General features: G+C 68.5%; 11 protein-coding genes. 3 read left to right on the top strand and 8 right to left on the bottom strand.

Annotated features, from left to right (window positions below; all coding sequences use genetic code 11):
* Positions 1-206 precede the first annotated feature (206 nt).
* Together argG and ACG0Z3_RS18415 are read right to left on the bottom strand one after the other, a co-directional pair.
* Positions 207-1526 (bottom strand): argininosuccinate synthase, encoded by a 1320-nt coding sequence (argG, locus tag ACG0Z3_RS18420; RefSeq protein WP_394400137.1) that lies wholly within the window; start codon positions 1524-1526, stop codon positions 207-209.
* 26 nt (positions 1527-1552) lie between these two features.
* Positions 1553-2113 carry a YaeQ family protein gene (locus ACG0Z3_RS18415; protein WP_394400135.1) on the bottom strand — a complete coding sequence of 187 codons (561 nt, stop codon included), beginning with the start codon at positions 2111-2113 and terminating at the stop codon, positions 1553-1555.
* Positions 2114-2244: 131 nt separating this feature from the next.
* Here ACG0Z3_RS18415 and ACG0Z3_RS18410 point away from each other — a divergent pair, with 131 nt between their 5' ends.
* The 3 genes from ACG0Z3_RS18410 (at position 2245) to ACG0Z3_RS18400 (ending at position 6325) form a co-directional block, all read left to right on the top strand.
* The gene (locus tag ACG0Z3_RS18410; RefSeq protein WP_394400133.1) at positions 2245-2910 is read left to right on the top strand and encodes a hypothetical protein; all 666 of its coding nucleotides are present in this window, start codon (positions 2245-2247) and stop codon (positions 2908-2910) included.
* Between the two features lie 86 nt (positions 2911-2996).
* A complete protein-coding gene (locus ACG0Z3_RS18405) occupies positions 2997-5048 on the top strand; it encodes a M3 family metallopeptidase (protein WP_394400131.1) in 2052 nt (683 codons plus the stop codon).
* Positions 5045-6325: a serine hydrolase domain-containing protein gene (locus ACG0Z3_RS18400; RefSeq protein ID WP_394400129.1), complete on the top strand. Its 1281-nt coding sequence runs from the start codon at positions 5045-5047 to the stop codon at positions 6323-6325. The genes ACG0Z3_RS18405 and ACG0Z3_RS18400 overlap by 4 nt, the downstream gene beginning before the upstream one ends.
* A gap of 34 nt (positions 6326-6359) precedes the next feature.
* On the opposite strand, the gene ACG0Z3_RS18395 is transcribed toward ACG0Z3_RS18400, so the two are convergent.
* From ACG0Z3_RS18395 to ACG0Z3_RS18370, 6 genes are all read right to left on the bottom strand, one after another.
* Positions 6360-6728 carry a YbaN family protein gene (locus tag ACG0Z3_RS18395; RefSeq protein WP_394400127.1) on the bottom strand — a complete coding sequence of 123 codons (369 nt, stop codon included), beginning with the start codon at positions 6726-6728 and terminating at the stop codon, positions 6360-6362.
* 2 nt (positions 6729-6730) lie between these two features.
* Positions 6731-7498: an ABC transporter ATP-binding protein gene (locus tag ACG0Z3_RS18390; RefSeq protein ID WP_474101534.1), complete on the bottom strand. Its 768-nt coding sequence runs from the start codon at positions 7496-7498 to the stop codon at positions 6731-6733.
* 1 nt (position 7499) lies between these two features.
* Positions 7500-8627 (bottom strand): succinylglutamate desuccinylase/aspartoacylase family protein, encoded by a 1128-nt coding sequence (locus ACG0Z3_RS18385; RefSeq protein WP_394400125.1) that lies wholly within the window; start codon positions 8625-8627, stop codon positions 7500-7502.
* Between the two features lie 83 nt (positions 8628-8710).
* Positions 8711-9397: an ABC transporter permease gene (locus ACG0Z3_RS18380; RefSeq protein WP_394400123.1), complete on the bottom strand. Its 687-nt coding sequence runs from the start codon at positions 9395-9397 to the stop codon at positions 8711-8713.
* Positions 9394-10086 (bottom strand): ABC transporter permease, encoded by a 693-nt coding sequence (locus ACG0Z3_RS18375; RefSeq protein WP_394400121.1) that lies wholly within the window; start codon positions 10084-10086, stop codon positions 9394-9396. Before ACG0Z3_RS18375 ends, ACG0Z3_RS18380 begins: the two co-directional genes overlap by 4 nt.
* Entirely contained in the window at positions 10083-10868 is a 786-nt protein-coding gene (locus tag ACG0Z3_RS18370; RefSeq protein ID WP_394400119.1) for an ABC transporter substrate-binding protein, read from the bottom strand. Before ACG0Z3_RS18370 ends, ACG0Z3_RS18375 begins: the two co-directional genes overlap by 4 nt.
* Between the last annotated feature and the right edge of the window lie 24 nt (positions 10869-10892).

Below are 10892 nucleotides of genomic sequence, written 5' to 3'. Positions count from 1 at the left end.
GGGCGCAGCAGCCGGGCGGGCTGGCTGCGCAGCGCGCTGGCTCGCGCCTGCGCCGCCGCAGCGGCTGCTTGTTCGGCTTGTTCATTCAGTGGCGCCAGGTCTTCGAACAGCCCCGCGCTCGCGCTGTCTTGGTGCTTGGTCTGACTCATGCCACTTGGCTAGCCAGAGGCATGCCAAGTGCGGCGGCGGGGAAAACTCTCAGCCTCTCAGCCCTCGATCTGCGGCAGCCCACCACCGGCCAGCAGGCCGGTGCTGGTGTAGATGCCCAGCTTGCCGCGCGTGTCGGTGATGTCGAGGTTGCGCATGGTCAGCTGGCCGATGCGGTCGGCCGGGCTGAAGGGCGCGTCCTCGACCTTTTCCATCGACAGGCGCTCGGGCGCGTAGGTCAGGTTGGGGCTCTTGGTGTCCAGCAGCGAGTAGTCGTTGCCGCGGCGCAGTTCGAGGGCCACCTCGCCGGTCACGGCGCGGGCGATCCAGCGCTGGGCGGCTTCGCGCAGCATGATGGCCTGCGGGTCGAACCAGCGGCCCTGGTACAGCAGGCGGCCCAGCTTGCGGCCGTTGTCGCGGTACTGCTCGATGGTGTCTTCGTTGTGGATGCCGGTGACGAGGCGCTCGTAGGCGATGTGCAGCAGCGCCAGGCCCGGGGCCTCGTAGATGCCGCGGCTCTTGGCCTCGATGATGCGGTTCTCGATCTGGTCGCTCATGCCCAGGCCGTGGCGGCCGCCGATCTTGTTGGCCTCGGCCAGCAGCGCGACGGGATCGCGGTACTCGACGCCGTTCAGCGCGACAGGCACGCCTTCCTCGAAGCGCACCGACACCTCTTCGGCCTTGACGACCACGTCGTCACGCCAGAACGCCACGCCCATGATGGGGTTGACGATGCGGATGCCGCTGTTCAGGTGCTCCAGGTCCTTCGCCTCGTGCGTGGCGCCCAGCATGTTGGAGTCGGTCGAGTACGCCTTCTCGGCGCTCATCTTGTAGGCGAAGCCCTTCTCCGTCATGAAGGCCGACATCTCGCTGCGGCCGCCCAGCTCGTCGATGAAGGTCTGGTCCAGCCAGGGCTTGTAGATCTTCAGCGACGGGTTGGTCAGCAGGCCGTAGCGGTAGAAGCGCTCGATGTCGTTGCCCTTGAAGGTCGAGCCGTCGCCCCAGATGTTGACGCCGTCGGCCTTCATCGCGGCCACCAGCATCGTGCCGGTCACGGCGCGGCCGATGGGCGTGGTGTTGAAGTAGGTGACGCCCGCAGTGCTGATGTGGAAGGCGCCGGCCTGCAGCGCGGCCAGCCCTTCAGCGACCAGCTGCGCGCGGCAGTCCACCAGCACGGCCTTCTCGGCGCCGTACAGCATGGCCTTGCGCGGGATCTCGTCGTAGTCGGGCTCGTCGGGCTGGCCCAGGTTGGCCGTGTAGGCGTAGGGCAGGGCGCCCTTGAGCTTCATCCAGTGCAGCGCGGCGGACGTGTCGAGGCCGCCGGAGAAGGCGATGCCGACCTTCTGGCCGACGGGAACGGATTGCAGGATGGTGGACATGATGTCGGTCTTCTTCGTGTAGGCGGTTATTCGGTGGGCGTCTTCAGCGCGACGGGATGGATCTCGACCGACGCGTCGGTCGTGGACACGTAGACGCTGCCGTCCTGGATACTGATCTGCAGCTGCATGCTGCGCGCGGCCAGCTTGGCCAGCGCCTGCGACTGCTCGGCCGGCACCTGCCAGACGGCCAGCCTGGGCGTGCGCGTCAGCTTGTTCTCGAGGTTGCGCCACCACACCTCAGTACTGGACGCGAAGCTGTAGACCGACACCCGCTCGCTGCGGCCATGGGCCTTCATCAGCCGGCGGTCGTCGGGCTGGCCCAGGTCGATCCAGTGCACGACGTCACCGGTCAGGTCCAGCTGCCAGAGGTCGGGTTCGTCCACGTCGGACAGGCCCTTGGTGAACTCCAGCCGGCCGCGCAGGTCGTCGGCCGGCACGTTCAGCGCGAAGGCCAGCACGCGGATCATCAGCCGCTCCTCGGTCTCGCTGGGGTGGCAGGCGAGGGTGAGGTTGTGGTCGCCGTAGACATGGCGGTCCATGTCGGCGATCTGCAGCTGGGCTTTGTAGATGGTGGCTTTGAGCGCCATGCGGGGCGGCGGCGGCAGGCGCCGTGTACAAGGTGGTAACGAAAGGGCAGCCGGGCATTATCGCGGCGAAGCCTCATGGCATCATTGCCGCTTCCCGTTTGGAACCTTCGCAACCCGGTTGCGCCCTCTTCATGAAACGCATTCTTCTTCCGTTGGCCCTGGTCCTGGCTGTCTCTGCCCAGGCGCAGATCACCAACAACCCCAAGGCCAAGGTCGACCCGAAGAACAACAAGGTCAGCAACCCGGTGGTCGAAAAGCCGAAGGTCAAGCTGATGTCGCGCGACGAGCTGCGCGCCTGCATCAACCAGCAGGACGACAACAATAAGGAAGCCGAGGCCATCAAGGTCGAGCAGGCGTCCTACAAGTCCAACGCCGAGAAGCTCAAGGCCGAGAAGCTGACGGTGGAAGCCGGTGAGGCGGAGCTCGGCAAGCTGATCGAAGGCGTCAAGACGGAGAAGCAGGGCATCCTGGACATGCACGCCGCGCTGACCGCCGAGGCTTCCAAGCTGTCCAAGGACGAGCTCAAGGCCCGCAACGAGGCCTACCAGACGCGTGTGAACGCCTTCAACGGCATGTTCGAGAAGATCAAGGCGGCCGATGGCGAGCAGGGCGCACGCCGCAAGGACTTCGCCGCCAAGGTGGACGGTCTGGACGCGCAGTTCAAGGCCATGGAAGAGCGCACGGAGAAGCACTTCGACGCGCTGGACAAGTGGAAGGCCGAATGCCAGAACAAGCCTTACGACGAAGCCGACGAGAAGGCCATCCGCAAGGAGAAAGCCGCCGCTGCGGGCAAGTGATTCCCGCCTCGCGCTGACATCTTGCACAGGCCGCCTCCCGACCCGGGAGCGGCCTGTTTTGCTTTTCAGACCCGGGAGATCCCCGCATGAGCACCGCCAACCCCTTGCTGCAGCCCTGGCACGCGCCGCATGGCATGCCGCCTTTCGCCGACATCCGGCCCGAGCATTTCCAGCCTGCGTTCGACGTCGCCCTGGCCGCGCACCGCGCCGAGATCGATGCGATCGCCGCCTGTCCGCAGCCGCCCGACTTCGCCAACACGCTGGCCGCGTTCGACGCCAGCGGCCGCCAACTGGCCAGCCTGCAGGCGCTGTTCTACACGCTGGCCGCATCGGCCACCTCGCCGGAGCTGCAGGCCGCGCAGCGCGCCATGGCGGCGCCGCTGGCGCAGCACCACAGTGCCACCTACATGCACCAGGGCCTGTTCCGGCGTGTGGATGCGCTGTTCCAGCAGCGTGACCGCCTGGGCCTGACGCCCGAGCAGCGCCGCCTGCTGGAGCGCGTGCACCTGGACTTCACGCGGGCCGGGGCCTGCCTGGCGCCCGACGCACGGGCGCGCTATGCCGCCGTGATGGCGCGGCTGGCCGAGCTCAACACGCGTTTCGCGCAGAACGTGCTGGCGGACGAAAGCGGCTACCAGCTGCGCCTGAGCAGCGAGGCCGAGCTAGCCGGGCTGCCGGCCTTCGTGCGGGCAGCAGCGCGTCAGGCGGCGCAGGACCGCGGGCTGGGCGAGGGCGTGCATGTGATCACGCTGTCGCGCTCGCTCATTCTTCCCTTCCTGAGCTTCAGCGCTCGGCGTGACCTGCGCGAGCGGGCCTGGCGCGCCTGGGTGGGCCGCGGTGACGACACGGGTGCGACCGACAACCGCGCCATCTGCCAGGAGATCCTCGCGCTGCGCGCCGAGCAGGCACGGCTGCATGGCAACGCTTGCTACGCCGACTTCGCGCTAGAGGACACCATGGCCCGCAGCCAGGCCGCCGTGATGGACCTGCTGCAGCGCGTCTGGCAGCCGGCCCTTGCCGCGCAGGCACGGGAGCGCGAGGCCGTGCTGGGCGCGATGACGGCTGCCGGCGCCACGCATGCGTTAGAGCCGTGGGACTGGCGCTTCTATGCCGAGCAGGCCAGGCGCGCCCGCTTCGAGCTGGACGAGGCCGAGGTCAAGCCCTACTTCTCGCTGGATCGCATGGTGGCCGCGATGTTTGACTGCGCGAGCCGCCTGTTTGGCCTGCAGTTCAAGCCCCGGCCGGACATCGCCGGCTACCACGTCGATGTGCGCGCCTACGAGGTGCTGAACGCCGACGGCACGCTGCGCGGTCTGTTCCTGCAGGACAACTACGCCCGGCCGCCCAAGCGCAGTGGCGCCTGGATGAACGCGCTGCGCAACCAGAGCCGGGCGCTGGGCCACACGCCCATCATCCTGAACAACAACAACTTCGCGCGTGGTGCGGTGGGGGAGCCCACGCTGCTCAGCTTCGACGACGTGCGCACGCTATTCCACGAGTTCGGGCATGGCCTGCACGGGCTGCTGAGTGACGTCCAGCACGAGCGCCTGGCCGGCACGCAGGTGCTGCGCGACTTCGTCGAGCTGCCGTCGCAGCTGTACGAGCACTGGATGGCCGAGCCGCAGGTGCTGAAGAAGTTCGCGCGCCACTGGCAGACCGACGAACCGCTGCCTGATGCGCTGCTGGCCAAGCTGCAGGCTGCGCGGCAGTTCGGCCAGGGCTACGAGACCCTGCGCTACACAGCCAGCGCCATCGTCGACATGGCCGCCCACGCGCTGCCCGAACCTCCAGCCGATGTCGTCGCCTTTGAGCGCGACACGCTGGCCCGCTGGGGTCTGCCGGCCGAGGTGGGCATGAACCACCGGCTCACGCACTTCCAGCACCTGTTCAGCAGCGCCGGCTATGCGGCCGGCTACTACGTCTACCTGTGGGCCGAGGTGCTGGACTGCGACGCCTTCGACGCCTTCGTCGAGGCGGGTGATGTGTTCGACCCCGCCGTGGCGGCGCGGCTGCGCGAGTGCATCCTGTCTGCCGGCAACAGCGTCGAGCCCGGCGCGGCCTTCCGCGCCTTCCGCGGGCGCGACCCGATCGTCGAGCCCATGCTGAAGGATCGCGGCCTGCTGGAGTCGGTCGCATGAGCGTGCGCCCTTGGGTGACTGCTGTCGGGCTGGTGCTGCTGGCCACCGCGGCCATTGCCGAGCCGTTGGTCAAGCCGGCCCGCGTCGACGAGGCCCTTCGCGGCCTCGTGCAGCGGGGCGAGCTGGTGGGCGTCGCGGCGCTGGTCTACGAGAGGGGCCGCGAGGCCTACTTCGGCGCCTTTGGCCAGTCGGACCGCGAGGCCGGCCGCGCGATGTCGCGCGACGCGTTGATGCAGATCTACTCGATGACCAAGCCTGTCACCGGCGTGGCGCTGATGCAGCTGTACGAGCAGGGCCGCTTCCAGCTCGATGATCCGGTGGCGAAGTACCTGCCCGAGTTCGCGAACCCGCGCGTCTGGGTGGGAGAGGGCGTCGACGGCCAGCCGCTGACCGAAGCGGCGGCGCGCGCCATCACCATCCGCGACCTGGGTCGCAACACTGCCGGCTTTGCGCCCAGCTTTGGCCTGCCGCCCGCGATGGCACGTTTCTATGAGCAGCACTACGCTGGCACCGGGTTCCAGTCGACCCTGGCGGAGCTGGTGGCCCGCATCGCGTCGGCGCCGCTGGTGGACCACCCCGGCCGGCGCTGGACTTACGACCGCGCGATGAATGTGCAGGCCCGTCTCGTCGAGACCTTGTCCGGCCAGCGCTTCGAGGACTATCTGCGCGAGCATCTGTTCAAGCCCATGGGGATGGCCAGCACGCGCTTCCACGTGGCGCCTGATGCGGCCGACCGGCCGCGTTTCGCGGCCACGTATTCGCGCCAGCCCGATGGCAGCCTCAGGCGCATCCCGGACGCCGAGGCGCATGCCTACAACGACACCGACTGGGCGCTCAAGACGGGCACCTTCGGCCTCGTGTCGACGCTGGACGACTACATGCGTTTCGCCCGCATGCTGCTGGATGGCGGCGTGGCGCCCAATGGCGCGCGCGTGCTGAAAGCGCAGACGGTTCAGCTGATGGCGACCGACGTGCTGCCAGCCGAGCTGAGCGACCGCTCCTGGCTGCCCAGCAAGGGCAACGTCGGCTTCGGCATCAACGTCGGCGTGCGCGTCGGGCCACCGCGCCACGCGGGCGATGTGTCCGGCGCGCAGGGCGAGTTTTTCTGGGACGGTGCGGCCAACACGCTGTTCTGGGTCGACCCCCGGCATGACATCGCAGCGGTGCTGTTCACGCAGTTTTTTCCGCCGGGCGACGCTAGGCTGAACCAGATCTTTCGCGAGTCAGTCTATGCGGACGACCCGCAGGCTTCGGCTGGCAGCAAACCACGCCCCTGACGGTGCCGGCCGTCACCGCACGGCAAGCACCTTCTCAGTGCTCGGGCCGGCGCCACAGCCAGATCGCCACGGCCGCCATCACGGCGGGCGTGCCGAGCTTGACGGCGAGTGGAGCGGCCGACAGCGCCAGTAGCGAGGCGCTGAGCGTCATCATGCCGGTCGCCGCCCACTTAGCACGGCGCGGCACCGCGCCACGCTCGCGCCAGCGGCGGATGGCCGGGCCATGGCGCGGATGGTTCAGCAGCCAGGTTTCCAGCGCCGGCCAGCCCTTGCCGCCGGCCCAGGCCGCCAGCAGCAGGAAGGGCACGGTGGGCAGCCCCGGCAGCACGATGCCGATCAGCCCCAGCAGCACGCTCAGCAGCGCCAGCGCCCGCCACAGCAGCCGCGCCAGGCCGCGATGCATGCTTACTTCAGCCCGCCGCTGAGGAACTGCTGCAGTCGCTCCGACTGCGGGCGCAGCAGCATCTCCTTGGGGTTTCCGGCTTCCTCGACCTTGCCCTGGTGCAGGAACAGGCAGTGGTTGGACACCTCGCGCGCAAAGCCCATCTCGTGCGTCACGACGATCATCGTGCGACCCTCGGCGGCGAGGTCGCGCATCACCTTCAGCACCTCGCCCACCAGCTCCGGGTCCAGCGCCGAGGTGGGTTCGTCGAACAGCATGACCTCCGGGTCCACGGCCAGCGCGCGGGCAATGGCTACGCGCTGCTGCTCACCGCCGGACAGCTGGGCCGGGTAGACGTTGGCACGGTGCGCAACGCCCACGCGCGTCAGCAGCGCCTGCGCGCGCTCGACAGCCTCCGCCTTGGGTTTGCCCAGCACATGGATGGGTGCCTCGATGACGTTCTCCAGCACTGTCATGTGGGCCCAGAGGTTGAAGTTCTGGAACACCATCGCCAGGCGCGCGCGCCAGCGCTGCAACTGTGTCGCGTCGGCGGCCTTCAGACTGCCGTCGCGGTCGCGCACCAGCTTCAGCGCCTCGCCGCCCAGAGCCAGCTCGCCCTCGTGTGGTTGCTCCAGCAGGTTCAGGCAGCGCAGGAAGGTGCTCTTTCCCGAGCCCGACGAGCCGATTAGCGTTACGACGTCGCCGCGGGCGGCGCTCAGCGAGATGCCCTTGAGCACCTCGCGCTCGCCGAAGCGCTTGTGGATATTGGTGGCCTGGAGTTGCATGCTCATGTCAGGCCCCCAGCAGCTTGCCGGTGCGCAGCGCTTCTTTGCCGGCCACCTTGGCCACGCGCATGCCGGCGTTGGCGAAGCGCAGGAAGTCGCGCGCGAAGAACAGGCCGTTGACGGGGCTGGTCAGCTCGGTCACCTGGGCCGTAATGGGGTCGATGACATGGGCCAGCACGTCACCGGCCTTCACCTCCGCGCCCACCGGCTGCAAGAAGGTCAGCACGCCTGCGACGGGCGATTTGATGGGCATGCTGCCGGCCAGCGGGCGGGCGTCGCCTTGCGGCGCGGGCAGCGCTGGCTTGTCGCCGGCGATCAGGCCACGCCAACGCAGGAAGTCGACGATGTTCTTCGCGTCGGCGGCGGCCAGCTCGTGCGTCACATCGCAGGCGCCGCGCAGCTCCACGGTGACGGACAGGCAGGCCTGCGGGATGGGGAAGCGATCGCCGAAATGCGCCTTCCACTTCCACCAGACCTGCGAGCAGGCCTCGTCGAACGGGTTGTCACCGGAGTCTTGCGCCAGCAGCGCGAGCCGCGAGCCGAGGAAGCGCGCCAGCGGCTCGCAGTCGGGCCAGCAGGGCGTCTCGGTGTAGAGGTGCATGACGGCCTGCGCGTCGCAATGCAGGTCCAGCACGATGTCGGCGTCGCAGGACAGGCCCATCAGCGTGCGGCGCAGCGACTGCAGCTCGGTGTCCACCGGCGAGGCCAGCACGGCCGCCTTCAGCGCACGGCGCAGCAGTGCGACGTTGACGGCGGGGTCGGGGCCCAGCTGCGGCTCGACGGTGGCTGCCACGGCGGCGATCTGGTCGGGGTAGTGGCGGTTGAAGTTCTCGCCCGACATCAGCTCGAAGCGGCCCAGGTGCGCATGCAGCAGGAACTGGGAGAGGCCGATGGGGTTGGCCATCGGTACGAGGACGACTTCGCCGGTGATCTGGCCGGCGGCCTCCAGCGCGTCCAGCTGCAGGCGCAGGTGATGGGCCACCAGCATGCCGGGAAGCTCGTCGCCGTGCAGCGAGGCCTGGATGTAGGCCTTCTGGCCGCCGCTGGCATGGGCATCGGTGCCGTAGTGCAGCGAGACCAGCTCGCGCTGGGTGCCGGGGGCGGGGGAGAGGAGAGGGTGGCGAACGAGTTGCATGGTCAGCGGCGCACGGCCGCCCGAAGGCGCTGACGCGCCCCCTCGGGGGGCAGTGACTGGAAGGAACGTGGGGGCTTCATGGCCTAGCGGCTCATCATGGGTTTGAGCCAGCGGTTTTCGGCCCAGCGGAACAGCCCGACCAGGCTGAGCGTCAGCACGAAATAGAAGACGCCGGCGGTGATGAAGGCCTCAAAGGGCAGGTAGTACTTGGCGTTCACGGCGCGGGCAGCGCCAGTGAGGTCCAGCAGCGTGACGACGCTGGCCAGCGAGGTGCCGTGGAGCATGAAGATGGCCTCGTTGCCGTACGCCGGCAGCGCCCGGCGCAGCGCAGCGGGCAGCACGATGCGGCGCAGCATCAGACTGCGGCCCATGCCCAGCGCCTTGGCGGCCTCGATCTCGCCGGCCGGCAGCGCGCGGATGCTGCCGGCGATGATCTCGGTCGTGTACGCGGCCGTGTTCAGCGTGAAGGTCAGCCAGGCGCAGAAGGTGGCCGAGGACAGCCACGGCCACAGGGCGCTGTCGCGCACGGCGTCGAACTGCGCCAGGCCGTAGTAGCACAGGAACAACTGCACCAGCATGGGCGTGCCGCGGAACACGTAGGTGTAGGCCCAGACCAGGCGCGACGCCAGTCCCTTGGACACGGTGCGTACCAGCGCCAGCGGCACGGCGATCAGCAGGCCGCAGGCCAGGGACAGAAGCAGCAGCTTCAGCGTGATGCCGAGGCCGTCGACATACATCGGCAGGTTCTCGACGATGGCGTCGAAGTTCACAGCTCACCCTTTCGCGCGCCGATGGCCAGGCGCTTGTTGGCCCAGGCAAAGACCAGCTCCGACACGCTGGTGAAGGCAAGGTAGATGACGGCCACAGCGAGGTAGAAGCTGAACGGCTCGCGCGTGGTGCCGGCGGCCTGCTGGCCGCGCGTCATCAGGTCCGACAGGCCGATGACGGACACGATGGCCGTGCTCTTGATGAGCACCAGCCAGTTGTTGGACAGCGCCGGCAGCGCATGGCGCAGCATCTGCGGCAGCGTGATGCGCAGCAGCACCTGGCGCGGGCTCATGCCATAAGCCAGGCCGGCCTCGCGCTGGCCCGGCGGCACAGCCAGAAAGGCGCCGCGGAAGACCTCGGTCAGGTAGGCACCGAAGATGAAGCCGATGGTCAGCACGCCGGCCACGAAGGGGTCGATGTCGATGTAGTCCTCATGGCCCAGCATCGGCGCCAGCGTGTTGATGCCCAGCTGGCCACCGTAGAACACCAGCAGCATCAGCACCAGGTCGGGCACGCCGCGGATCAGCGTGGTGTAGACGCCGGCCACGCCGCGGGCCACCCGCGAGTGCGACAGCTTGGCCAGCGAGCCGGCCAGGCCCAGCAGTGCGGCCACGGCCAACGAGGCCAGCGCCACCGACAGCGTGACCGTCGCACCCTCCAGCAGGCTGGGGAGGAAGCCGTGCAGCATCACTTGCGGGCGGGGGCGATGTCGTAATCGAAGTACTTGTCGGCCAGCTTCTTGAAGGTGCCGTTAGCCTGCAGCGCGTCGATGGCGGCGTTGAATTTCTTGCCCAGCGTGGCCTCGTCGGCGCGACGCATGCCCACACCCGTGCCCTGGCCAAAGATCTGGTCGTCCGTGATGGGGCCGCCGACGAAGGCGAAGCCCTTGCCCTCCGGCTTCTTCAGGAAGCCGAAATCGGCCGCAGGGGAGTCCATCAGCGTGGCGTCGATGCGGCCGCTCTTGAGGTCCAGGAACACCTGGTCTTGCGTCGCGTAGCGCACGATCTCGCTCTGCTTGAAGGTGGCTGCTGCGTAGGTCTCATGCGTGGTGCCGCGCTGCACGCCGATCTTCTTGCCCTTCAGGCCGGCGGCCGTAGGCTCCAGCTTGGCGCCCGCCTTGGCCACCAGGCGGGCCGGCGTGTTGTAGTAGGGCTTGGAGAAGGCGATGACCTTCTGGCGCTCCGCCGTGATGGAGACGCTGGCGAAGATGGCGTCCACCTTGCGCGACTGCAGCGCCGGGATCAGGCCGTCGAACTCCTGCTGTACCAGCGTGCACTGGGCCTTCATCTCCGCGCAGTAGGCCTGGACCAGCTCGATCTCGAAGCCCTTGAGCTTGCCGTCGGCGCCGATCTCTGAGAACGGCGGGTAGGCGCCCTCGACGCCGATACGCAGCTTCTTCCATTCCGGCGCCTGGGCGGTGGCGAGGCTGCTGGCGGCCAGCAGCGTGAGGGCGATCAAGGAGGGCTTCTTCATGTCTGACCTTTTGGGTGGGACGGT

This window comes from Pelomonas margarita (genome assembly GCF_043555875.1).
Lineage (GTDB): Bacteria > Pseudomonadota > Gammaproteobacteria > Burkholderiales > Burkholderiaceae_C > Pelomonas > Pelomonas margarita.
This window is presented reverse-complemented; position numbering and strand designations above follow the sequence as displayed.

Bases quoted from the DNA above. Each gene is read 5' to 3' on its own strand.
- argG (WP_394400137.1), bottom strand. From the start codon at position 1,526: ATGTCCACCATCCTGCAATCCGTTCCCGTCGGCCAGAAGGTCGGCATC.
- ACG0Z3_RS18415 (WP_394400135.1), bottom strand. From the start codon at position 2,113: ATGGCGCTCAAAGCCACCATCTACAAAGCCCAGCTGCAGATCGCCGAC.
- ACG0Z3_RS18410 (WP_394400133.1), top strand. From the start codon at position 2,245: ATGAAACGCATTCTTCTTCCGTTGGCCCTGGTCCTGGCTGTCTCTGCC.
- ACG0Z3_RS18405 (WP_394400131.1), top strand. From the start codon at position 2,997: ATGAGCACCGCCAACCCCTTGCTGCAGCCCTGGCACGCGCCGCATGGC.
- ACG0Z3_RS18400 (WP_394400129.1), top strand. From the start codon at position 5,045: ATGAGCGTGCGCCCTTGGGTGACTGCTGTCGGGCTGGTGCTGCTGGCC.
- ACG0Z3_RS18395 (WP_394400127.1), bottom strand. From the start codon at position 6,728: ATGCATCGCGGCCTGGCGCGGCTGCTGTGGCGGGCGCTGGCGCTGCTG.
- ACG0Z3_RS18390 (WP_474101534.1), bottom strand. From the start codon at position 7,498: ATGAGCATGCAACTCCAGGCCACCAATATCCACAAGCGCTTCGGCGAG.
- ACG0Z3_RS18385 (WP_394400125.1), bottom strand. From the start codon at position 8,627: ATGCAACTCGTTCGCCACCCTCTCCTCTCCCCCGCCCCCGGCACCCAG.
- ACG0Z3_RS18370 (WP_394400119.1), bottom strand. From the start codon at position 10,868: ATGAAGAAGCCCTCCTTGATCGCCCTCACGCTGCTGGCCGCCAGCAGC.